Origin of the sequence: Bartonella sp. AP57NXGY, from assembly GCF_042195805.1 — a bacterium.
Classification (GTDB): domain Bacteria; phylum Pseudomonadota; class Alphaproteobacteria; order Rhizobiales; family Rhizobiaceae; genus Bartonella.
Map to the genome: position 1 here is coordinate 5,344 of NZ_JBHIOZ010000011.1, position 23,831 is coordinate 29,174.

19 protein-coding genes and 1 pseudogene are annotated in these 23,831 nt (G+C 38.7%); 13 read left to right on the forward strand and 7 right to left on the reverse strand.

The window, feature by feature from the left end:
* The 4 genes and pseudogenes from ACFIL8_RS02860 to ACFIL8_RS02875 all read left to right on the forward strand — a co-directional run.
* Positions 1-173: pseudogene (locus tag ACFIL8_RS02860) on the forward strand (prolipoprotein diacylglyceryl transferase); the annotation flags it as partial.
* Entirely contained in the window at positions 148-1,227 is a 1,080-nt protein-coding gene (locus ACFIL8_RS02865; protein WP_375620698.1) for a class I SAM-dependent methyltransferase, read from the forward strand. The pseudogene ACFIL8_RS02860 and the gene ACFIL8_RS02865, both read left to right, overlap by 26 nt.
* A gap of 102 nt (positions 1,228-1,329) precedes the next feature.
* Complete coding sequence (pgeF, locus tag ACFIL8_RS02870; protein WP_375612980.1) at positions 1,330-2,121, forward strand: peptidoglycan editing factor PgeF; 792 nt, start codon at positions 1,330-1,332, stop codon at positions 2,119-2,121.
* 474 nt (positions 2,122-2,595) lie between these two features.
* Positions 2,596-3,528: a ribose-phosphate pyrophosphokinase gene (locus ACFIL8_RS02875; protein WP_375606345.1), complete on the forward strand. Its 933-nt coding sequence runs from the start codon at positions 2,596-2,598 to the stop codon at positions 3,526-3,528.
* Here the strand turns inward: ACFIL8_RS02875 and ACFIL8_RS02880 are convergent.
* A complete protein-coding gene (locus ACFIL8_RS02880; protein ID WP_375612981.1) occupies positions 3,525-5,024 on the reverse strand; it encodes a helicase HerA domain-containing protein in 1,500 nt (499 codons plus the stop codon). The genes ACFIL8_RS02875 and ACFIL8_RS02880 overlap by 4 nt on opposite strands.
* 292 nt (positions 5,025-5,316) lie before the next feature.
* Between ACFIL8_RS02880 and ACFIL8_RS02885 the strand changes: the two genes are divergently transcribed.
* Positions 5,317-5,946 carry a 50S ribosomal protein L25/general stress protein Ctc gene (locus tag ACFIL8_RS02885; protein ID WP_375611180.1) on the forward strand — a complete coding sequence of 210 codons (630 nt, stop codon included), beginning with the start codon at positions 5,317-5,319 and terminating at the stop codon, positions 5,944-5,946.
* A 75-nt stretch (positions 5,947-6,021) separates the two neighbouring features.
* On the forward strand, positions 6,022-6,603 hold the full coding sequence (pth, locus tag ACFIL8_RS02890) for an aminoacyl-tRNA hydrolase (RefSeq protein WP_375631640.1): 582 nt from the start codon (positions 6,022-6,024) through the stop codon (positions 6,601-6,603).
* A gap of 221 nt (positions 6,604-6,824) precedes the next feature.
* On the opposite strand, the gene ACFIL8_RS02895 is transcribed toward pth, so the two are convergent.
* Positions 6,825-7,568, reverse strand: coding sequence for a L,D-transpeptidase (locus ACFIL8_RS02895; protein WP_375611178.1), 744 nt, complete (start codon positions 7,566-7,568; stop codon positions 6,825-6,827).
* Between the two features lie 265 nt (positions 7,569-7,833).
* Between ACFIL8_RS02895 and ychF the strand changes: the two genes are divergently transcribed.
* Positions 7,834-8,937 (forward strand): redox-regulated ATPase YchF, encoded by a 1,104-nt coding sequence (ychF, locus tag ACFIL8_RS02900; RefSeq protein ID WP_375611177.1) that lies wholly within the window; start codon positions 7,834-7,836, stop codon positions 8,935-8,937.
* Positions 8,938-9,096: 159 nt separating this feature from the next.
* Here ychF and ACFIL8_RS02905 read toward each other — a convergent pair whose 3' ends face one another.
* From ACFIL8_RS02905 to petA, 4 genes are all read right to left on the reverse strand, one after another.
* Positions 9,097-9,537, reverse strand: coding sequence for a PRC-barrel domain-containing protein (locus ACFIL8_RS02905; protein WP_375611176.1), 441 nt, complete (start codon positions 9,535-9,537; stop codon positions 9,097-9,099).
* Positions 9,538-9,647: 110 nt separating this feature from the next.
* Complete coding sequence (locus ACFIL8_RS02910) at positions 9,648-10,544, reverse strand: cytochrome c1 (RefSeq protein WP_375636227.1); 897 nt, start codon at positions 10,542-10,544, stop codon at positions 9,648-9,650.
* Positions 10,538-11,794, reverse strand: coding sequence for a cytochrome bc complex cytochrome b subunit (locus ACFIL8_RS02915; RefSeq protein ID WP_375611174.1), 1,257 nt, complete (start codon positions 11,792-11,794; stop codon positions 10,538-10,540). Before ACFIL8_RS02915 ends, ACFIL8_RS02910 begins: the two co-directional genes overlap by 7 nt.
* Positions 11,795-11,798: 4 nt before the next feature.
* A complete protein-coding gene (gene petA, locus ACFIL8_RS02920) occupies positions 11,799-12,347 on the reverse strand; it encodes a ubiquinol-cytochrome c reductase iron-sulfur subunit (RefSeq protein ID WP_375611173.1) in 549 nt (182 codons plus the stop codon).
* Between the two features lie 725 nt (positions 12,348-13,072).
* Between petA and ACFIL8_RS02925 the strand changes: the two genes are divergently transcribed.
* Entirely contained in the window at positions 13,073-13,549 is a 477-nt protein-coding gene (locus tag ACFIL8_RS02925; protein WP_375612986.1) for a tRNA (cytidine(34)-2'-O)-methyltransferase, read from the forward strand.
* Between the two features lie 485 nt (positions 13,550-14,034).
* On the opposite strand, the gene ACFIL8_RS02930 is transcribed toward ACFIL8_RS02925, so the two are convergent.
* Positions 14,035-15,288, reverse strand: a complete 1,254-nt coding sequence (locus tag ACFIL8_RS02930; RefSeq protein WP_375612987.1) for a CCA tRNA nucleotidyltransferase — start codon at positions 15,286-15,288, stop codon at positions 14,035-14,037.
* 245 nt (positions 15,289-15,533) lie between these two features.
* Here ACFIL8_RS02930 and ACFIL8_RS02935 point away from each other — a divergent pair, with 245 nt between their 5' ends.
* The 5 genes from ACFIL8_RS02935 to ACFIL8_RS02955 form a co-directional block, all read left to right on the forward strand.
* Complete coding sequence (locus ACFIL8_RS02935; RefSeq protein WP_375612988.1) at positions 15,534-16,565, forward strand: AAA family ATPase; 1,032 nt, start codon at positions 15,534-15,536, stop codon at positions 16,563-16,565.
* The gene (locus tag ACFIL8_RS02940) at positions 16,566-17,477 is read left to right on the forward strand and encodes a DUF58 domain-containing protein (protein WP_375638069.1); all 912 of its coding nucleotides are present in this window, start codon (positions 16,566-16,568) and stop codon (positions 17,475-17,477) included.
* A complete protein-coding gene (locus tag ACFIL8_RS02945; protein ID WP_375638068.1) occupies positions 17,474-20,272 on the forward strand; it encodes a DUF4159 domain-containing protein in 2,799 nt (932 codons plus the stop codon). Before ACFIL8_RS02940 ends, ACFIL8_RS02945 begins: the two co-directional genes overlap by 4 nt.
* Complete coding sequence (locus ACFIL8_RS02950; protein WP_375668222.1) at positions 20,269-22,365, forward strand: glutamine amidotransferase; 2,097 nt, start codon at positions 20,269-20,271, stop codon at positions 22,363-22,365. Before ACFIL8_RS02945 ends, ACFIL8_RS02950 begins: the two co-directional genes overlap by 4 nt.
* A gap of 595 nt (positions 22,366-22,960) precedes the next feature.
* Positions 22,961-23,831, forward strand: an 871-nt coding sequence (locus tag ACFIL8_RS02955) for a metallophosphoesterase family protein (RefSeq protein ID WP_375688873.1), incomplete at its 3' end; no start/stop codon positions are given.

Consider the following 23,831-nt stretch of genomic DNA (forward strand, 5'->3'; position numbering starts at 1 on the left):
TTTACCGTGCGCCTCAAGAAGATCCAGAATGGTTTTCGACTCTTTTCCATTCTACTGGTTTTACCTATGGCATGGCTTTATCTCTTCCCATGCTTCTTGTAGGGTTTTATCTTCTTCTCCACGCCTTTAAATATAAACCGACAGAAAATGGCCAATCTCAAAGAAAAAATTAAAGAAATTATTGTCCTTAATGGACCAATCACTGTTAGCCAATATATGACGTTGGCACTCACCGATCCCCAATTTGGTTATTATCACACACAAACCCCTTTTGGACATGCTGGTGATTTCATTACAGCACCTGAAATAAGCCAATTATTTGGAGAGATGATTGGCATTTGGACTCTTGCAAGCTGGAAAGCTCAAGGGTGCCCTCACCCTTTTATTCTCGCTGAAATAGGTCCAGGACGAGGAACTTTGATGGATGACATTTTGCGAACTATCCAAAAGCTCTCTCAAACGGCATTTAATGCTGCTGAAATTTTTCTGATCGAAATAAGCAAAAAACTTGCAAAAGAACAAAAAAAGCGCCTTTTCTCTTATCAAAAACAAATCCATAGCATTGAAAATTTTAATCAAATTCCTTCAAATCCTCTCTTCCTCATTGCTAATGAATTTCTCGATACACTCCCTATCAACCAATATATTAAAGTCAATGGAGAATGGAAAGAGCGCCGCATTACAGTCAATCAAAATGGAGATTTCATCTTTATTGCTGCCCCGCATAAACTTCCCTCTTCTTGTCTACAAACCTATTGTTCTAAAGTGCCTGACGGAACAATTTTTGAACATGCCCCCTTACGGCATCAATTCATGCAACAAATCAGCCACCATTTAGTGCAAGTGACAGGTTCTGCTTTACTTATCGACTATGGTGCTTGTGAGCTTGCCTTTGGCGATACCTTGCAAGCACTCTCAAAACATAGATTTCGTGATGTTTTTGATGCCCCTGGTGAACATGATTTAACATCCCATGTTGATTTTTCTTTTTTAAAAAACATAGCTCTTGAACAGGGCTGTTTTGCTGAAATCTTAGAGCAAGGAGAATTTCTTTTTAAAATGGGGCTACTGGAGCGCGCAAACCAGCTTGGAGTTGGCAAAAGTGCTCCTTTGCAAGACAAAATCCGCCAAGACATCGAACGGCTCGCTAGTCCAGATCAGATGGGAAAATTATTTAAAGTTTTACATTTCAGTGATAAAAATATCTCCATACCTCCCCAATTTTAATGATCGGCGCTTTTGTCAATAAGCACATCATTATCTGAAATATTCATTGACAAATATGAACATCTCCATCCTCACTTTAAATAATCTCCATAAGGAACTTTTATGAAATCTATCCCTCATCCCATTCTTGCAAAAAATCTTTCTACTTTACACCCCCATGGAATAAAACATGGATTTTTTACACGTCAAGGTGGTGTTTCAAAAAATCTTTATCATAGTCTTAATGTTGGGAAAGGTTCAAATGATCAACTTGAATATATTGTACAGAATCGTCTTTTGATTGCCAATTATTTTTCTATTGAAGCGCAAAATTTAGTCACAGTTAATCAAATACACTCCTGTAACGTTGTCGTAGCTCATCAAGCAACTATCGGTGCACCTCCTCAAGCTGATGCTCTGGTTACAACCACCCCAGAACTCGTTATTGGGGTTCTTACAGCAGATTGCGGACCCATTCTGTTTGCTGATCCACAAGCTAGAGTCATCGCTGCAACTCATGCTGGCTGGCGTGGAAGCTTAAATGGAATTATCGAGAAAACAATTGCTGTTATGGAAAAACAAGGAGCCAAAAGACAATCAATAACAGCAGTCCTTGGACCTTGTATTGGCCCTTATCACTATGAAGTAACAAATGAATTTTACGACCAATTTATTGATTACCACAGCAAATACCAAAAATATTTTTTAAAAACAGACAAAATAAATCGCTTTTATTTTAATCTATGGGCATTTATTATAAACCAACTCAAAGAAGCAGGTGTTAATGCTTCTTGTGTAGAGCTTTGTACCTATCAAGATGAACAGCGTTTTTTCTCCTATCGCCGTGCAATACACCGCAACGAACCCGATTACGGACGGCAAATTTCTGCTATTATGCTGAAAAACAAAAGATGAGCCCCTTTTATGCTTGAGAACAATACCAAAACTGCAAAACTAAACTTTTTACCCAAATGGAAAAATAAACCCCATTGTACTTTGCTTTTTTCACGAAATTATCTACCAGCCCATAAAATATGATAGCCTTCGCTATGATCATTTTCAATGTTTGGTTATAATGATTGAAGGCAAGATGATACTTCTTTTTATTACTCCCCTTCATTCATCTTAAATATGAAACATTCCCCATATTGAAAGTATTTTTATAAAGTAATAACCAAAAAGCTTAATCAATATGTATTTCTTTGCCGCATGGAGAAAAAACTTTGCTCTAAAAGTAATAAACTTTTGGAAAAAGAGAAAACATACTGCATAGCTCTTTTATAATAATCGATAAAATTGTAAGGCTTTTGTAATTGCTCTCTTGCAATTTAATAAAAAGAAATTAAAAACCGTGTCGCATTCCCACCATGATGATTCAGAGGTTCTACTATGAAACTTTTCTGCGGAAATTCTAATCCACGCCTAGCTGAAGATGTTGCAAATTATTTGAACATCCCCTTAGGCAAAGCAACTGTAAAGCGCTTTGCTGATCAAGAAATTTTCGTAGAACTGCATGAAAATGTACGTGGACAAGATGTTTTTGTTTTGCAATCTACATCCTATCCCGCAAATGATCATTTGATGGAATTACTCATCATGATTGATGCCCTTCGTCGTTCTTCTGCGCGTCGTATTACAGCTGTTATCCCCTATTTTGGCTATGCCCGCCAAGATAGAAAACCAGGACCACGAACTCCTATTTCTGCAAAACTTGTTGCCAACCTCATTACTGAAGCAGGGGCCCATCGTGTTTTAACACTAGACCTTCATGCAGGACAAATTCAAGGTTTTTTTGATATCCCTACGGATAATCTCTATGCTGTTCCTGTCATTTCTCGCGATGTCAAAGTGCATTATTCTCTTGAAAATGTTATCGTTGTTTCACCTGATGTGGGTGGTGTGGTTCGCGCGCGCGCGCTTGCCAAGCGCTTGAACAGTTTGCTCGCTATTGTGGATAAACGTCGCGAAAGCCCCGGTGAATCAGAAGTTATGAATATCATTGGAGATGTATCGGGAAAAGATTGCCTTTTGCTTGATGATATTGTTGATTCAGGTGGAACTTTATGCAATGCAGCAAGTGCTCTGCTTAAACATGGTGCCAATAGTGTCACAGCTTATATCACGCACGGTGTTCTTTCTGGTAATGCAATCGAGCGAATTGCTAATTCAGAGATGAAAGAATTGGTTATTACAGATTCAATTATGCCAACACAAGCTATTGAGAAAACCCATAATATTCGTGTTTTGCCCATTGCCGACCTTATGGGAGAAGCAATAGCAAGGACAGCAGCAGAACAATCGGTTTCCAGCTTATTTGGTTAAAGTGGTTCCTTGGGGTCTCCCGGTGCTGTTTCAACACCAAGATCAGGAAAGGCAACAATACGTTGACCACTAAAATGCGTGTGAATAACAATAAGTCCACGCTCTTCAAAGTAGGTTAAAAGTCGGCGTGCACGGCTTAAAGAATGAGTCCCATAAAGACGTGCTAAAAATGCATCAGATGGACATGGCTTTCCCCCTAATGCGGCCTGTGCCACGTTCAAGAAGACTCCTTGAACATCTTCTTCCAAACTTTCTGATATCTGCAAAATATGTTTCCAATGTTCACTGACAGCCGTTTGTTCATCAACAAAAGCCTGAGCAATAGCCAATTTACGCCGAAATTGTGAAAGATTAAAAGGAACCTTTGACATCCCATGGATACGGCAACGAACTGAAAAATCTTGATAAAGCACCGCTGTTGAACGATAAAAAGCTTCAGAATCCTCAAGAATTTCCCGAATAATATGTTCTGCTTGCCCGTCACGCTCAACATCAGAAAGTTCAGGAAATAAACTTGGGTTTTCTTCTAACAACTCTTGTTTTTTATGCACGACCTCCTCTAACATCTCGTGCATTGACTTTTCCCTCATCGGCTCTCGTGTTTGTTTAAATGGCGTTAAAATTTCCTCTGGTGAAGCAGTAAAAACGAGCTCTTGCACATCATCCCGCTCTGTTGGAAGTGGCATTAATTTAGGGCTAGAAGAGCGTGCCAAAGTTTCAACAGAACCGATAATAATTGGTAAGGGACGTCGTGATAAAGCAGGGCCTAAAGCTATAAAATTTCCCCGTTCAAGATCTCTAAACATTTCCGCTTGGCGACGCTCCATCCCCAAAAGATCAGCGGCGCGCACCATATCAATATCTAAAAAAGTCCGCCCTATTAAAAAGTTTGAAGCTTCAGCCGCAACATTTTTGGCAAGCTTAGCCAAACGTTGTGTCGCAATAACACCAGCAAGACCACGTTTACGTCCTCGACACATCAGATTGGTCATAGCGCTCAAAGAAATTTTACGCGCTTCATCAGAAACTTCTCCTGCTGCAGTTGGAGCAAACAATTGTGCTTCATCGACAACGACAAGCATAGGATACCAATAATCACGTTCCACATCAAACAGTGCCCCAAGGAAAGCCCCTACAGCACGCATCTGTTGTTCAGTGTCCAAACCTTCAAGATTAAATACCACCGAAACCCGATGTTGTCGAATGCGATGCGCAATACGTGTCAATTCTAGTTCGCTCCGTTGAGCCTCTACAATAACATGACCAAATTTATCTGCCAAAGTTACAAAATCGCCTTCTGGATCAATTACACAATGCTGCACCCACTGAGCACTTTGCTCCAGAAGACGGCGTAAAAGATGTGATTTCCCTGAACCAGAATTACCTTGTACAAGAAGACGTGTCGCCAATAATTCTTCCAAATCAAGAAGTGCTGGCATCGATTTATGCAAAGCACGACTTTCTGACATCTCACCCAAGGCAATCTCAACCTTCATAACATCTCCAGTGTTTGATTTTGAACATATCAGTGCCAGCACATATTGGTTGATTCTCCATCCACACCGTAATTTGTAACATTTCCTCCTTTTTAACGGTAGAAATCATCGATTTTTCCCACAACTCTTGCATCTATGAATAGTTTGAACTATAGAACAAACTTCTGCGTAGACACCCTTGGAGGCAACGTAGAATGGAGTGATCGCTGTTGGTTAGCGCATATCTTCATATCCATGCAAAAACTATTACTGTTTTTGAAGGATCTCCAATCATGTAAAAAGGACTTAAATTATGAGCAAAAGCTACACTCTTAAGGCCGAAAAACGCGAGCGGGTTGGTAAGGGGTCCTCCCGTGAACTTCGCCGCAACGGTCTTATTCCTGCTGTCATTTATGGTGAAAAACAACCACCTTTGGCAATAACAGTTCCCTATAAAGAAATTTTCTACAAAATTCATGCTGGTGGCTTTCGCACCACCATTGCAACGATTATTCTTGACAAGCAAAAAATTATGGTTTTGCCAAAAGATTATCAATTAGATCCCGTGCGTGACTTTCCCCTCCATGTAGACTTTTTGCGCATTTCAGCAAAATCCGTTGTAGAAGTGAATATTCCTGTCCACTTCCTCAATGAAGATACGGCACCTGGACTTAAAAAGGGTGGTGTCCTCAATATTGTTCGGCACGAAATTGAATGTACAGCTCCAGCAAGTGCTATTCCTGAAGCTATTGAAATTGATCTCTCCAGCTACTCTATTGGTGATTCTATTCACATTTCAGCAGTGCAACTGCCAAAAGATGTGACTCCCATCATCCAAGATCGAGACTTTACCATTGCAACCATTGCAGCTCCTGCTGGCATGGATGTCAGCGATGAAACTTCTGAACAAGAAAATGATGAAGAAGACACACAAACTTCATAAAACTCAAAAGGCGGGAATTTTTCCGCCTTAATTTATGAGACATTACCCTTACTCATACTTTGACTGAAGATACACATGTGGCTTATTGCTGGTCTTGGCAATCCTGGTTTACAATATCAAAATAACCGCCATAATATCGGTTTTATGGCTGTTGATGCCATTTATCAGTCCTTCTCTTTTTCTCCATGGTCAAAGAAGTTTCAAGCAGAAATCTCCAATGGTTTCATAAATAATGAGAAAATTTTTCTTATAAAACCACAAACTTTCATGAATCTTTCTGGTCAAGCTATCGGTGAAGCTTTGCGATTTTATAAATTAGATTTAAAGAATTTGATCATCATTTATGATGAACTAGACCTGTCACCGGGGAAAGTTCGTATAAAAATTGGTGGAGGACATAATGGGCATAATGGCATTAAGTCTATTGATGCCCATTGTGGTACTGACTATTGTCGTATACGCATAGGAATTGGTCATCCTGGAAGCAAAGAACTTGTTCATCAACATGTCTTGGGGAATTTTACCAAATCTGATCAAGAATGGTTATCCCCTCTCTTAGAGACAATTGCAAAAAATATCGCTCTCCTTATAAAAGATGATAAATCCCTCTTTATGAATGAAGTTTCACAAACGATAAAACACAATCAGAACCATTAGCTTGCGTGCCCCTGTCGCGTGAAGAATATGAATAAGAACTCTTAAAAAAATCCTCTTATAAACTTTCTCAAAGGCAAAATCTGTTGGCAACGTGAGAAGCTAGAAAATAGAACAGAATACAAGCTTGTATACACCTTTGAAGAAGAAAGGCTTATATTCTCTTTTGAGAGAAAGAGAAGATTGAACAGCAAACACAGCTCTCTCCAATCTTCTCCCCTAAATTAAAAAAAATCATTTGGCTGAATGGTCGACTGTAGCGGATCGTAACCATTTGATTGTTGACTATAAACTGTAGGAATACTCCTATTGTTTTGCAATACCACAACACGCGAACCAATGGGAACACGATCATAAAGATCGATAATATCTTGATTAAGCAAACGGATACACCCACTTGAAATAGCACGCCCAATTGACCACGATTCGTGTGAGCCATGAATACGGAAAAGTGTATCTTTCCCATTTTTGAACAAATAAAGTGCCCGCGCACCTAATGGATTATCGGGCCCTGGTGGCATTCCTTTCCCAAGATGACCATAACGTTCTGGTTCTCGAGCCATCATAGCTGCAGTAGGAGCCCAATTTGGCCACCGACGCTTGCGCTGTATAACCCCCTCACCTTCAAATGCTAGGCCTTCTTTACCGACACCAATCCCATAACGCAAAGCTTTTCCATTTTCACCAATAAGGTAAAGAAAACACTCTTGCGTATCTATAACCAATGTTCCAGGCGCATAAGATGTATAATAAATCACCTCTTGTCGCCAATATTTTGGATCAATTGTCGCAAGATCAACAGCAGGTAACGAATAGGTCTCATTCGTTACAGGACCATACAAAGCCTGTATTTCTGGTGGAATGTATCGAACTTGTTGAAAAGGTACCGATGACATATCTGACTGACGTGTAGCACATCCAGCCAAAGCCAAAAGTGCTGCAATTAAAAAGGCACAACGAGATAACACTCTTCTATTTTCTCCGATTAATTATTTATGCAGATTTGCATACCATGAAAAACTTAGCACAATATTAACATTAATTCGAAGTTTTCTTATCCTTGTAACTAAGGAGAACAATAAGGTAAGAAGAACTAAGGTAAAAAAGTAGATACCTATTACTTTAGACTTTTTTCTCACTTATCGCAAGACCAGGACTATAACTCTTCTGAAAATATGCTATAAAAAGGAAGCTTTATCTTGACCATAAAATTAATAGAAAAGAAAGACTCTCATGGGCTTTAAATGCGGTATTGTCGGATTACCTAATGTCGGGAAATCAACTCTTTTTAATGCATTAACAAAAACAGCCACTGCACAGGCTGCCAATTATCCTTTTTGTACCATTGAACCCAATACCGGAGAAGTTGCTGTTCCAGATTTACGAATGGAAAAAATTGCATCAATCGCTGGTTCAAAAGAAATGATTCCTACACGCATTAACTTCGTCGATATTGCGGGGCTTGTGCGAGGAGCTTCAAAAGGCGAAGGTTTAGGAAACAAGTTTTTAGCCAATATTCGCGAAGTCGATGCTATTGTCCACGTTTTACGCTGTTTTCAAAATGAAGATATTACCCATGTAGAGGGACGTATTGATCCTGTTTGTGATGCGACAACGGTTGAAACCGAACTCATGCTTGCGGATCTTGAAAGTCTTGAGAGACGAATCATACAAATCCGTAAACGAGCAACCGGAAAAGACAAAGAAGCTCTCACAATTTTACCTATTATGGAAAAAGCATTAAACATACTGCAACAGGGAAACCCTGTCCGGTTATTACTCAAAGATATTTCTTCCGATGAACACCACATTCTTAAGAGTTTGAATCTTTTAACCTCCAAGCCTGTACTTTATGTTTGTAATGTAAGCGAAAATGACGCCGCTCGTGGAAATAGCTTTACCCAAACAGTTGAAAAAATGGCAACAGAGCAAAATGCGCAAAGCATTATCATTTCTGCTTCTATCGAAGCGGAAATTACACAACTGAGTGATGCTGAAGCATCAGAATATCTCAATGCGCTAGAACTCTTTGAACCGAGTCTCAATCGCCTCATTCGCGCTGGTTACCATTTACTTGATCTCATTACTTACTTCACCTGTGGGCCTAAGGAAACACGAGCATGGACAATTACGCGTGGTACAAAAGCTCCCCAAGCAGCTGGTGTTATTCATTCAGATTTTGAGCGCGGTTTCATTCGTGCCCAAACCATCAGCTATAATGACTATATTGCTCTGGGTGGAGAAAGCGGTGCAAAGGAAGCAGGAAAAGCCCGCGATGAAGGAAAGGAATACATTGTGCAAGATGGCGATATCATGTTATTTAAACATAATACTTAAATCTTCACTCTGTCTTAATAGTTTATCTTGAAAACTTTGATAATAGCTCCTTGGAATCTTGTCGCAAAAATTCTCAAGAGCTTTTAGAACAAAAAAACTGTTGCTAGCATATGATTGTGATAGCAACAGCTTGGTCCATTAAAGAATAGAAATATAAAATTAGCGTGTCCAACGCCCTTCGTATTTAAATGTTGGAGCGTTCTTTAAAGAATCTTTTGTCGCATTTGTAATAAGTTTCCATTTACCATAATCATTTGTCATCTGGATTGTTTCTGGAGAAACGACCACATAACTCTCGCCTATGCCAAGAAAACCACCAACAGCAATAACAAATCCTGCAATATTATTTTCACGTAAAATAATATCTTTTACTTCACCAATATTTTCATCTTCTATATTATATACATTGGCGCCTATAAGACTGGAAGCAACAAAATCCGTTGCTAAAGGTGTCACATAACGCACAGACTTATCTATCCCCACCTGTACAATACCCGTCGAAGAGATCATTTCAGGTTTTGAAGGCACTTCAAAAGACTGAGCATAAGTACTAGAAACCATCAAAATTGACATAAGAGTAGTACATGCAATTTTTTTCATTTTAACATCTCCATTTTTACTTTGCTTTTATTTTATAAAACCTCAATGCATCATAAAAAGATTTGTTCCTTATGCTCTTTATACTCTATACTCTTTTGAGCCTTATCGCTTTACCCTTTTCTCTTTATTTCGTCTTTTATTTCTTTCTCTAATTCTTCTTCTAAACCACACCAAATACGATTTTTTAAAATATAAACAAACCCTGCAAAAATGATTAAAAATAAAATAACACGAAAACCGGTTTTTTTACGAATTTCCATATGAGGATCGGCAGCCCACATCAAAAAAGCAGAAACATCGCGCGCATAATGTTCAATGATTTCTGGGGTTCCATCTTCATAAGCAACCATACCATCACTCAAAGGAGGAGCCATAGTTAAAGAATTACCGGCAATAAAATAAGGATTATACCAATAACCATTCGCAATTTTTATCTCCTTCGGTGCCTTCTGATATCCTGTTAAAAGAGCTGTAATATAATCTGGACCAGCTGTATCATAATGAGTCAATGCATCAGTAATTAAAGCAGGAAACGGCAAAGATACCCCACGTGCACGTGCTATCAATGTCAAATCTGGAGGATAAGCACTATTCAAAATAAATCTTGCTTCTTCTTCATGTGAAAAGGGAGAAGGAAAACAATCCGTTGCAACCCCAGCACGTTTAAAAAATTTTCCTTCTCGATTAGGACCATCGCGCACTTCATATTGCCCCGCCAAAGCTTTGATCTGTTCTTGATCATACCCAAGATCTTTTAAATTGCGAAAAGCCACATATTTTAGCCCATGGCAGCTGGAACAAACTTGTCTATAAACCTTTAATCCGCGCCTCAATTGCGCCTTATCATAAAGCCCAAATGGACCTGAAAAACTCCATTCTTGTTTTTTAGGAACCTGTAAAGGAAAAGAAATAAATCCTTCTTCCTGATCAGAGGCATCACTCGCTAAACTCTGAGCAGAAAAACTCATAGCAACAATAACAACCAGCCCGACAAAAACATTTACCATAGTCTCTTTTTTTTCTGTTTTAAATCTTGCATAATTGAAGAAGGAAGAGAACAATTTTTTTCAAACGCTGGCAAAATCGGCAAAATAACCAAAAAAAATATAAAATAATAAACCGTAGCCAATTGTGTCCATAAAAGAATTTTGTCACTTATTTCTCTTGACCCCAACCAACCAAGAAAAACGACATCAATAACCAACGCCCAAAAGAAAATTTTATAAACAGGTCGATATCTTGCTGAACATATTTTAGAGCGGTCTAACCATGGCACAAAAATTAAAATGCAAATCGAACTGACGAATAAAACAAAGCCAACAAAGTTTGAAGAGAAAATACCGATATCAAAAGTTATAGCACGAAGCATCGCATAAAAAGGCAAAAAATACCATTCTGGAACCACACGAAGAGGTGCCTTTAAAGGATCTGCCACACTATAATTTTCAGCCTGCCCCATATAATCGGGCATATAAAACAAAAACCAGGCAAAGAAGATGAGAAAAACAGTAATAGCAAAAATATCTTTGATAAGCGCATAAGGCGAAAATGGAACTGTTTCCTTATCTGATTGTATAGCAAGACCCGTTGGATTGCCTTGCCCAACACAATGAATTGCCCAAATATGCAGCCCCACAAAAAGAAGCAAAATAAATGATAAAACATAATGGAAAACATAAAAACGATTCAACGTTGGTTGTCCTACGACATAACCACCCAGAAGTGTCTCATGCAACCATGTCCCCACCAAAGGTATCGTTTTTAAAAGCCCTGCAATCACTGAAGCCGCTGAAATAGACATCATCCCCCAAACAAGCACATAACCAAAAAATGCTATTGCCATCATGATGATATAAATAAAAATACCTGTAACCCATACCATTTCTCGCATATTTTTATAAGAACCATAATAAAGTCCACGTGCTAAATGGATATAAACAGCAATAAAAAAAAACGAAGAGCCTACACAATGCCATGGACGAAAAAGCCAACCAAACTGCCCTTCACGCCGAAATCGTTCACTGGTTTCAAAAGCCAAATGAATATCCGGAACATAATGCATAGCCAAGACAATACCAGTCAAAAGCTGTGATAAAAGCATAATGGTCAAAATACCGCCAAATGTATAAAAGTAATTAAGATTACGCGGAACAGGAAAAATCACAAATGCATTATAAAAAAAACGAGGAAGAGGAAAACGCTTATCAAACCAACGGGCAAGTGCATTTTTAGGACAATAAGGAGAAAACCTTGTCATAACCTTATCCTATTTTGAGCAAAGTATCAGAAAGAAATTGGTAAGGAGGAATAGCCAAATTATAGTTAGCTGGACCCGACCGCACTCTTCCAGCTGTATCATAAACAGACCCATGACATGGACACAACCACCCTCCAAATTTCCCAGATTGCCCAAGTGTTATACAGCCTAAATGCGTACAAAGATTAATGACGATAAGCCAATTTTCACGTCCTTTACCTGCTGAACGTGCAAAATCCGTCGCTTCTTTTTCACCTTCAAGATTAGGATTGCGCGCTTGACGATCTTTTAGAAGTCTCAATTCAGTAGCGCGCGCATCAGCAATTTCTTTTGCCGTACGATTTCGAATAACAACAGGCTGTCCTCGCCACTTTACCGTTACTGACATCCCCTCTTCAATACCAGAAAGATCAACCTCAACAGAGGAAGATGCCAAAACAGCTTCATCTGGACGCAACTGACGGATAAAAGGCCACACAACCGCTCCCATTCCAACTGCTCCTGCAACAGCTGTTACCAAAAACAGAAAATCCCGCCTCGTTTGCTCACCCATGGCCTTAACTTAAAGAGACACTTTGCTAAAACATTCTTTTACCATACCCTCTCCCATTGTACAATGCTTGATCACTCCGTTACCTCAACCATAAAAACATCCCCGTAAAACACTCCTGCCATTTGTATGGTTTATACAAAAAACTGTTTTATAATGATAATTCATCGTTTTACAGAGTAAATGAAATCCCTAAACACCGTAAGGTTTTTTCATTTCAAACCTATTCATATTAATCAATCAAAATTACTCCCCCGCCCGTGAAAATCAGAGATAGCATGTAAATAAACACTTCTAAAGAAAGAAACATAGTCTTGTTATGACCATATCTCAGTAAACAAGTTGAGCTTATCGGTTATTTCTTTAACACATTTACAGCATCTCTCCCTCCCTCAATTCCAACTGGTTGCATGAGTATTTTTTTCGCTTCTGTTTTTGCATAAAAAGCATATTTTGTTGATTTTAATTAAAATTGATGATCTAACCTCATTAAATATCCCACTTTTCAACATAATGAGCCAAGTCATTTCATGGATTGCTCAATAAAAGGAAGTCCCTAATAGGGAGCTTCTCTCTGATCCCAAACAGACCTGTATACATAACTTTTCCCTGAAATTTAAAGGGAATAAAAATGAACCGTAAAAAACATGTATTTCTCAAAGCATATTTTTCGAATAAATTGTGGTGCTTCTTTACAAAGTCGAAAGAAAAATCATATTACAGAGAACATGACACTTCATATAGCTCTTTTCCAACCTGATATTGCTGGTAATACTGGAACGATTTTACGTCTTAGCGCTTGCTTTGGTTTACATGTGCACATTATTGAACCTGCAGGCTTTAATCTGTCGGATCGTAATCTCAAACGCGCAGGATTGGATTATCTCGAATATGCTTCCTTAGAACGACACATTGATTGGCAACATTTTATAAGCTCCATGAAACACTTTAACCGCCGCCTGTTGCTTTTAAGTACAAAAGCAAAAACATGCTATACGCAGATATGCTATCAAAGAAATGATGTTTTACTTTTTGGTCGTGAAACAGCTGGCGTTCCCGATTATGTTCATGAAGCGGCCGATTACACATTAAAAATTCCCATGCAACCACAGGCACGCTCTCTAAATCTCGCCATGAGCGTAGCCATAACAACAGGAGAAGCATTACGCCAAATTGGTTATCATGAAAGAAACTGTAATCTATAAAAACATAAATTATCACGAAAAATAATAATACAACATATAAAGAACAGTTAGAGCGTATAATGCCTATCATTTTCCAACAATTAAGTGCTGGTAAAATAAACATTTCTTAGTGCCCATCACATCCATTTCATATCACCTCATATCACCACCTATGAATGATTAAATACTCCTCATAGTAAAAATCCAGTGAACATCCCCCTCTTTATGGTCATACAAGGTGCAAACCGCTACCACTATTCTCTTTATTCGTTCTCATTTTCGAGAATCCTTATCTTTGAGATGATTCATAAGAGACATTTTTCCTCTCTGTAATCATTTTTCCTCACTTGTGACGTGTAAGGCAATAACTTTGATTGATGTAATATGAACAGGTTTGAAATAACCTTACAATATTGTGAACTCTTATTTCACATAAATAATGATTATTATAAATTAATATGTTGACTTAAAAAATATAAACAACAGTGAGTTTATAAACAGAAATATTATAAATCAATTTTTTCTAATAGTGCATGACGATCCATTAAAAATCCGCTTTCAATCCATATCATTTCTAGCTCTTTAAGCTTTTTTCCTAAAAGTACACCTTTTGTAAAACCTTTCTTTATTAAATCGTTACCATTAATAGGAAAAGTTGGAATTTGCCATTTTTGGGCAAATTGATAAAGCTTGACATAACCCTCTGCTTTTTGCAAAGCATCACTTTTTTCCAGATGATCAAGATGTGATGCAGCGACAGACAACGATAATTGATCTAAAACTGGCTGTCGTCCATGAAAATAAATCAGTTTTTGCACAAAATGATCAGAACAGTTTTGGTTTATTATTTCTAACTCTGCCCATTCTTTTAATCGCGTTGTTTCCTTAAGAGAAAAACGCAAGCGCTGTGCCATTTCATGAAGACGCATGGGATCAGGAGGAAGAAGGCTTTCTAGCCGTAACAATGGATCAACTTTCCAACCAAGATCCTGTTCTGTCTTCACCAATGCGTGAATTGCATCAATACCCCATCGTTCTGTTTCAGGAAAAATGAGTGCCAAAATTCTGCTTTGTCGCATCCATAAAAGAGCACGCGTTGGATCAAACGCCGCAAGAAGCTTTTTCATTTCTGCCCAAATACGTTCAGAAGAAAGTTTTTTTAAACCGTGTTTTAAACGAACACATGCCTTCAATCCTTGCACATCAGGTCGCCCTGCTCCATACCACGCAAAAAAGCGAAAAAACCGTAAAATACGCAAATAATCTTCGCCAATACGATCTTCTGCAACCCCAATAAAACGAACTGTTCGGCTAGCAATATCACTCAAACCTCCCACATCATCATAAAGGTTGCCAGCAGCATCACAATAAAGCGCATTTATCGTAAAATCTCGCCGTTCAGCATCTTTTTTCCAATCACGACCAAATGCCACTTTTGCATGACGACCATCTGTTTCAATATCGCAGCGAAGCGTTGTAACCTCATAAGAACATGAATGAGCAACTACTGTTATTGTACCAAAAGCAATCCCTGTAGGAATAGCTTTAAATCCTGCTTCTTCTACACGTGCAATAACCTGTTGCGGCAAACAGGTTGTTGCAATATCAATATCACTAATAGGCTGCCCTAGCAGTTGATTGCGCACTGCTCCCCCTACAATACGCGCCTCTTCCCCCTCCACAGACAAAACACGAAGAAGTGTTTGGATATCACTTTGTTGTAACCACGCAACCTGTTTGAAGTTCTGTCTTATATTCACCCTTTAACCTTTCAAAAAAGTTGTCTTCATTGCTTTAAAAAACTCTCTTCATAAAACAAATTTTTTAAGACATCCCTTATAAAGCACGTCTATTCTTCCAAAGAAACTTTTCTCTTCTATACGAATATGAAAAAAAACGGCATATGATACTTCATTTCTTCTCATTTTCTGTTACAAACAATAAGATATCCATTATCATGCAGAGAAAATTACCATTTTTGCGACAAACGCCTTAAGGAAGAAATATGAGTCAACATGATCCATCATCCAATTCTATAAAAAAGGTCAATATCAATCATGAAGCTCAAGTCATTATTGATGATATTGATACGGCACACAAAGAATTGGATATTTTACAAAAAGAAATTGACAAAGTTATTTTTGGGCAAAATCAGGTAATCGAATATGCTTTAATCGCTATTTTTGCTGGTGGTCACGCCCTTCTTGTCGGTGCTCCAGGACTTGCAAAAACACGTCTTGTTGAAACATTGGGAACAGTCTTAGGGCTTGATGAAAAACGCATCCAATTCACTCCTGACTTAATGCCATCGGATATTATTGGTTCTGAAATTATGGATTCCGATAAAGACGGTAAACGTTCTTTTCGATACATTCAAGGTCCTATTTTTACGCAACTTCTCATGGCCGATGAAATCAATCGTGCTTCCCCACGGACACAGTCAGCCCTTTTACAAGCTATGCAAGAATATCATGTTACTGTTGCAGGTAACCGTTATGATTTGCCACAACCTTTTCATGTTCTTGCAACGCAAAATCCTCTCGAACAAGAAGGGACCTATCCACTTCCTGAAGCACAACTGGATCGCTTTTTGATGCAAATCGATATTGACTATCCTGACCTCACAACAGAGCGACGGATTATTTTAGAAACAACAAAAGAAAAAAAATCAAATGCAAAACCAATTTTATCCGGCAAAAAATTGCAAAAAATTCAAAATATCGTTCGCAAAATGCCTCTTTCAGAAAGTGTGATCGAAGCTATTTTAAAAATTGTCCGCTCATCTCGCCCTCATAAAGACAATAGCCTTGCTAATACTTATGTTTCTTGGGGACCTGGTCCACGGGCATCACAAGCCCTTTCACTTTGTGTTCGCGCCCGTGCTCTTTATTATGGACGCTTAGCCCCTTCACTTGATGATGTTGAAGCATTGGCCTATCCTGTATTACAACACCGCATGGCTCTTAATTTTTCTGCCCGTGCTGAAGATATAACCGTAAAAGATATTATTAATAACCTTGTGAAAGATGCTCTTTGAATGGCTCTTGGCAAAAAAGTTTTACAAAAGCCTCCATTGTCGCTGGCAAATGAACTGCATAAGGATACTGGCAAAATGCCATATTTCCTTTTACAAGCGCGTCATATCGCTAATACATTGATAACCGGATGGCATAGACAACGTAAAAGCGGTAATGGGGAAAACTTTTGGCAATTTCGTCCCTATATGGAAGGAGAATCCATTAGCCGCATTGACTGGCGTCGCTCAGCGCGTGATGAAAATACATATCTCCGTGAACATGAATGGCAAATGACACAAACCGTTTGGCTTTGTCCTGATCAGAGCGCATCAATGCATTACTGTTCGCGCTTTTCTAAAATCTCTAAAGGTAATCATGCCATTATTCTTACCCTTACCTTGGCATCCCTTCTTGCACGCAGTGGCGAACATATTGCTATTCCTAACTTAATGTCCCCCACAATGACATCCAATGTCGTAGAACGAATAGCCTTTGCTTTAGAAAATCATTCAGATGAAAATTTATTTCCGGATTTTTCAACGATTACACGCTTTTCACATGTCATTATAATGAGTGATTTTCTCGACTATCCTGAAAAAATCATCCAACATTTAACCGTTTTAACTACAAAACAAGTGACAGCGCATTTAATTGAAATTTCTGATCCCGCAGAAGAAAGCTTTCCCTACACAGGTCACACAGAATTTTTGGATCCCGAAACGAAAGAGAAACATGTTTCCACTAAAGCAGAAGATCTTCGTAAGAGCTATTGTAAACTATATCACGCAAGGCGACAAGAATTGGTAAATTTTTGCGCACGCCAAGGATGGTCTTATCACGTTAGTACAACAGATCAACCTTTAACAGAGACCATTTTTCATCTTGCAAATACAATGAGCGACTCTCCATTGCAAAAAAGGAGGGCACTTTGAGTTTTGCTGCTCCCTTTCTGTTACTAGGGCTTTTGTTCCTACCGGTCATTTGGTGGCTGTTGCGGATAACTCCTCCATCTCCGCGTAAAGAGCTTTTTCCCCCTTTTCGCTTCTTACCCAAACCAACTCATCAACAAGAAACAGCAAAACATACACCTTGGTGGTTGCTCTTGTTGCGTTTAACCATAGCGGCACTTGTTATCATAGCTCTAGCACGCCCCACTTGGAATCAAAAACCAATAAGCTTTTCCGGATCTCAACCCCTTGCACTCATTATTGATAATGGTTGGGTTTCTGTAAAAGAATGGAAACAGCGCATCTCTATCGCTGAAATGCTCCTTGCACAGGCAGAAAAACAGCAAAAAAATATTTATCTTGTTGCAACGGCTGAAAATAATATCTCCAATATAGAGCCCCAACCAGCCAAGATTATAAAACAGCATTTAATGCATTTGCAACCGCGTCCTTGGCCTGTCAACCGTGTGCATGCCTTCAAAAAACTCAGCGAAAGAACCAAAGGAAAACCTCTTGATATTGCTTATTTAAGTGATGGATTACAAACAAATGAAGATGAGCAAGCTTTTGCTCTTCTTGAAGAATTAAAACCTAGAAACTTCTTGTGGTATTTGACTGATATTTCCGATTTAACCGGCATAACATCCATAGAAAATAATAATGGAAACATGGGCGCGCGTATTATCCGCTCAACAACACACAGTAATACTCCCGCTATACTCAGCCTTTACGATTCAAATAATCAACTTCTCGGTCAATTTACGAACAAGTTCTCTGAAGGAGAAACAACAGCACTTGTTCCTTTTAATGTACCACTTGAACTACGCAATGATATCGCTTGGATAAAAATAAACAATCAAAACCATGCTGCTGCAACCTTCTTGGTAGATAGCCATAACAGGATAAGCCGTGTTGCTCTTCTCTCACCCGATACCAATGAAATGGCACAGCCTTTACTTGCTCCATTTTATTACATTATCAAAGCCTTACAAGGTCATACACAGCTTATAACAGCCGGTGGAAGAGAACTTTCAACGGATATTGATCATTTGCTTAAACAAAATCCATCTGTTTTGATTATGGGTGACATTGTTAACATACCCCCAAAAGCAGAAAAAAAACTTTCTGATTTTGTGAATAAAGGGGGAACACTCATCCGCTTTGCAGGAGAAAAACTCAGTAGCGCAGAACATTACGATAACCTTCTTCCGATACCACTGCGCCCAGGTCAACGTTCCCTTGGAAGTATTATGTCTTGGACAAAACCACAAAAGCTTGCCCCTTTTGCAAAAAATAGCTTTTTCTTTGGTCTTCCCTTTCCAGGAGATGTTACTGTCTCGCGCCAAATCCTCGCAGAACCAACCCCAGATCTTTTTGAAAAAACGTGGCTTAGCCTTTCGGATGGAACTCCTCTTGTTACCGCAGCAAAACGTGGTAAAGGAACCCTCATTCTCATTCATGTTGCTCCTGACCCAACATGGTCTAACCTTCCTCTTTCTGGCTTTTTTGCACAAATGCTGCAAAAATTAATCACATTAGGTTCTAACGAAAACACAAACCTAACACACAGAGAAAAAAGAACAGTGATACAAAACCCTTGGCGAACTATAGCCATTGACGGACAATTACAAGTACCACCCTCTGATGTTGTTCCTTTGATCTTTGACTCTCAAAATCCACCCCATCCTTCCTACCATACTCCCCCAGGACTTTATGGTGCCAAAAACAATTTTTATGCACTCAATCTCTTAACTCATTCGTCGCACTTGATGAAACAATCATCATTGCCAACTTCTCTTAATAAAAGCCCTTTATCTTACGATACAAAAGAAAAAAATCTTATCGGTCCACTTTTAGGATTAGCCATCTTATTATTCGCCTTTGACAATTTTCTCATTTTATGGATGGGAGATATTTTTTCTTTCATGAAACGGCGTAATATGTTTCTCGTCCCCTTTATAAGTCTTATTGCCTTGTTTTCATATGATCCAACTCTTCATGCACAAACGAAAGAAAATCATCATGATAGTGTACAAGCTGCTGGCGCAACACATCTTGCCTATGTTATAACCAATAATCATGAAATTGATACAACGAGTAAAAGTGGTCTAGAAGCGTTAAGTCAATTTATCGCAGAGCGCACAATGCTTACCCTTGGCTCTGTTACAGCACTTGATCTCGATAAAGATGAACTCTCTTTTTATCCTCTTATTTACTGGCCAATTGATGTTAAGAGTCCTATACCAACCCCCAAAAGCCTTGAAAAAATAAATAACTTTATGAAACATGGGGGAACAATTTTATTTGACACGCGCGATCAGATAAAGAGCAATCTTAATCTTGAAGGAGACGCTACTCCAGAAACGCAAAGATTACGAGATATCTTAAAAAAGTTAAATATTCCATCCATTGAGCCAGCATCAACAGATCATGTTGTTGCACGTTCTTTTTATATTATGCCAGATTTTCCTGGTCTCTACCGTGGTTCACCTTTATGGGTTGAATCCTCATCAACAAACAAAAAAAATAAAAACTCTCTTGCCAACGGCGATAACGTAAGCTCCCTTCTCATCACCGCAAATAACTTTGCTGGGGCTTGGGCACTCGATGAAAAAGGGGCATGGAAATATCCCCTTGTTCCCAATGATCCAATGCAACGTCTATGGGCATTTCGTGCAGGTTTAAATATTGTCCTTTATGTGCTTACAGGAAACTATAAAGCGGATCAAGTGCATGTTCCAGCACTCTTGGAACGCTTTAAAAGAGAAAGAAGGCAATGATATCATTTTTCACTTTTCAGCCTTTTTTACCACTCTTTTGGATTCTGCTCTTAAGCGGAATATCGATTCTTTTTGTCGTTGTTGGTCTTGTTACGCTACGGCAAGGTTCTTTATTTCGTCTGATGGCATTAAGCGCCCTTATCCTTGCTTTGCTCAATCCAATGATCATAAAAGAACAGCGCGAACCACTGAAAAGCACAGTAGGCATTGTCATTGACCGCAGCAAAAGCCAATCATTTGGAACACGTACAAATGATAGTGATGAAGCGCGCAGGCAATTAGTCGAAACACTGGCGCATTATCCACAATTTGAACCACGCTTTATTGAAGCTGGGAAACTTGCTGATAATCGATATGCACCCTCAACGAATTTGTTTGAAGCTTTAACACAAGCACTATCTGATGTACCGTTCTCTCGTTATGCAGGAACCATTTTTATCACCGATGGACAAGTGCATGACATCCCTGACCTATCAGACCTTCATCATGAAGCACCTCTCAATGCCCTGATTACAGGATACTCAGATGAATTTGATCGCCAAATCAAGTTTATTTCTCCTCCACGCTTTGCCCTTGTCAACAAACCACAAACGCTCTCCATTTTGGTAGAAGATAAAGGCCCCGCCAAAAAAACAATATCAGAGAAAGCAAATATTACACTAAGCGTCAATGGACAAGACATTGGCCATTATTCTGTAACTCCTGGCGTGATTTTTCAAACTGAAATTACCCTTCCTCATGCTGAAAAAAATATTATCCAAGTTATAACTGATCCACACAAAGGTGAACTAAGCTTGGAAAACAACCGCGCCATAACAATTATTGAAGGAATCAGAGAAAATTTACGCGTTCTTCTTATTTCAGGTGCTCCTTATAATGGAGAACGGACATGGCGAGACCTTTTGAAAGGTGACTCCAATATTGATCTTGTTCACTTTACTATTTTGCGTCCCCCCACCAAAGCAGATAATACGCCCTCAAGCCAATTATCCTTAGTGGTCTTTCCCACAAGAAAACTCTTTGTTGAAGAAATTAATAACTTTGATCTCATCATCCTTGATGGCTACCAGCACTCTACTGTTCTCCCCTTAATCTATTATGATTATATCGCCCAATATGTACAAAAGGGGGGTGCATTGTTGATGGTAACAGGACCTGAATTTACCCAAAAAAACTCACTTGCGAAAACACCTTTAATAAGCATTCTACCGGCATTGCCCAATGGAACTATTATTGAAAAACCTTTTCGCCCCACATTAACCAAAGAAGGTGAGCGCCATCCTGTCACAAGGGGTCTTGCAACACTTAACCTTCCCGCTTCTCAATGGGGGCAATGGTTGCGACAAATTGCTATTCAAAACATAAATAACGGAATCGCCCTCATGAAAGGAGCGGATGAACAACCACTTTTACTTCTCTCCCATGTTGATAAAGGACGTATGGGCATGTTGCTTTCTGATGAAAGTTGGCTTTGGGCACGAGGTTTCGAAGGCGGTGGTCCTTATGCTGCTCTTTATCGTCGTATTGCCCATTGGCTCATGAAAGAACCAGAACTTGAGGAAGAAAAATTAAGTGCGACTAGCAGCCATCATCATTTAACAATTCGCCGCCAAACTCTAAAAGACCATCCAGAACCCGCTGAAATAATCTTTCCCTCTGGAAAAAAAGAAAATATTACTCTGACCAAAGAGAAAGAAGGCCTTTTTACTGCAACTGTGACCACTGATGAGACAGGAATTTTTAACATTAAAAATGGCGGTTTAACAATACTTTCTTCTGTAGGGATGCTCGATAATCTTGAGTTGTTTGACTTGATTTCAACACAAGAAAAACTAGCCCCCATTATTAAGCACACTGGTGGCTACATCGGACGTTTACACCCTGAAGGAAAAGAAAACATTCATCTTCCTCCATTTAAGCTGATTCAATCAAAAACAAGTCCGTCCTCTTCCCCAGCACATTCAATTGTTCTGAAAGAAGCAACAGAAACCCGTTTAATCAATACCTTTTATTTTTCGATATTTTCTGGTTTTTTTGCACTGCTTGCTTGCCTTTTACTGTTGAGCAGCATGTGGTATTATGAAGGCCGTTAAAAAGTCTGAGATTTCGTATAATAGTTTTAAAATTCAGCTTATCTTTTTACGTATTTGCTTGTCTTTTGTAATTAGATAACGTATTGATTTATAACTCAAAATACAGTGGAATTCTCCTTATTTCCAATATCCTCATATTAAAACAATAAAAAACATTCTCTTGCGTATTATTAGAAGGGATGCTGTATGGATAGAAACCATTGAAGAAAAGAGTGAAATACCTCTTATGAATCCTCTTAAAGCAAAGCAAGGATTTTCATAAAATTGGGGGAAAATAGTATGATGTTTTTTATTTGCACCTTGTATAAGTGTAGAGATGGTAGTGTACAGTAAGCCCTATATAGTTCACAGAAGCTTTCCATTATAATATCGAGTACCATCGTGAAATTAGCTCAAACGCATTGAGAAATGTTTTTTTACAAATATGTGAATCTACAACACAATGATATTTTATTAGGGATATTCTATTTGGAACATTCCGCTTGAGACATTCTTTTTTGCAAGCTAATTTTCATTTTACAATCTTTCTTGCCTTTAAGCACTAACTTATCTTATGTTTACTCTTTAAATCGTTTTTAATACTTTACGAGCTTTTATGTTTTATCTTGCCCATATATCGGATGTACATCTTTCCCCTCTCCCGCAACCTTCCCTTTTTGAACTTTCTGGGAAACGTCTTACCGGTTATCTGAACTGGCAAAAAAAACGTAAGAGTCAGATGGCAACAGATGTCCTAGAAACTTTAATAGATGCCTTGAACAAAACAAAACCTGATCACCTTGTGATCTCTGGTGATCTTGTAAATCTTGCTCTCGATAAAGAATTTGTACAAGCTCATCGTTGGCTACTTAACCTAGGAAAACCTCAAGATATTTCTTTGACATTTGGAAATCACGATGCCTATGTCCGCGGCGCTTTACAAAAAGCATGCACTCTCTTTAAACCTTGGATTACAGGTGACATCCCTCAAAAAAGTGCCTTTCCTTATATGCGCATTCGCAAAGATGTTGCCATCATAGCAGCTTCTTCAGCCATTGCGACATTGCCTTTTCAAGCTTCTGGCTATTTTGGTAAAATGCAAGCGCAAACTTTACCGCTCTTTTTAAAGGAAGCAGCACAGCGCAACCTTTTTCGTGTCGTCATGATTCACCACCCCCCCTTTCCAAAGGCAACGTCTTGGCATAAAAAACTACGGGATATAAAACGTTTTCTAGACATTATCAAATACCACGGTTGTGAGCTTATTCTTCACGGACATACTCATTTACCCACATTGAATTACATTGAAGGACCAATTAAAAAAATTCCTATTGTTGGTGTTCCTTCTGCATCACAAGCTTTTGGTGATAAAAAACCACCCGCAGGCTTTAATTTATTTTCCATTGAACGCTTACAAAATCAATGGCATTGCCAATTACAACGTTATAGCATTATCAACCCCAAAAACGAGATTGCATGTACTGAAA

Bases quoted from the DNA above. Each gene is read 5' to 3' on its own strand.
- ACFIL8_RS02865 (WP_375620698.1), top strand. From the start codon at position 148: ATGGCCAATCTCAAAGAAAAAATTAAAGAAATTATTGTCCTTAATGGA.
- pgeF (WP_375612980.1), top strand. From the start codon at position 1,330: ATGAAATCTATCCCTCATCCCATTCTTGCAAAAAATCTTTCTACTTTA.
- ACFIL8_RS02875 (WP_375606345.1), top strand. From the start codon at position 2,596: ATGAAACTTTTCTGCGGAAATTCTAATCCACGCCTAGCTGAAGATGTT.
- ACFIL8_RS02880 (WP_375612981.1), bottom strand. From the start codon at position 5,024: ATGAAGGTTGAGATTGCCTTGGGTGAGATGTCAGAAAGTCGTGCTTTG.
- ACFIL8_RS02885 (WP_375611180.1), top strand. From the start codon at position 5,317: ATGAGCAAAAGCTACACTCTTAAGGCCGAAAAACGCGAGCGGGTTGGT.
- pth (WP_375631640.1), top strand. From the start codon at position 6,022: ATGTGGCTTATTGCTGGTCTTGGCAATCCTGGTTTACAATATCAAAAT.
- ychF (WP_375611177.1), top strand. From the start codon at position 7,834: ATGGGCTTTAAATGCGGTATTGTCGGATTACCTAATGTCGGGAAATCA.
- ACFIL8_RS02905 (WP_375611176.1), bottom strand. From the start codon at position 9,537: ATGAAAAAAATTGCATGTACTACTCTTATGTCAATTTTGATGGTTTCT.
- ACFIL8_RS02910 (WP_375636227.1), bottom strand. From the start codon at position 10,544: ATGGTAAATGTTTTTGTCGGGCTGGTTGTTATTGTTGCTATGAGTTTT.
- ACFIL8_RS02915 (WP_375611174.1), bottom strand. From the start codon at position 11,794: ATGACAAGGTTTTCTCCTTATTGTCCTAAAAATGCACTTGCCCGTTGG.
- petA (WP_375611173.1), bottom strand. From the start codon at position 12,347: ATGGGTGAGCAAACGAGGCGGGATTTTCTGTTTTTGGTAACAGCTGTT.
- ACFIL8_RS02925 (WP_375612986.1), top strand. From the start codon at position 13,073: ATGACACTTCATATAGCTCTTTTCCAACCTGATATTGCTGGTAATACT.
- ACFIL8_RS02935 (WP_375612988.1), top strand. From the start codon at position 15,534: ATGAGTCAACATGATCCATCATCCAATTCTATAAAAAAGGTCAATATC.
- ACFIL8_RS02940 (WP_375638069.1), top strand. From the start codon at position 16,566: ATGGCTCTTGGCAAAAAAGTTTTACAAAAGCCTCCATTGTCGCTGGCA.
- ACFIL8_RS02950 (WP_375668222.1), top strand. From the start codon at position 20,269: ATGATATCATTTTTCACTTTTCAGCCTTTTTTACCACTCTTTTGGATT.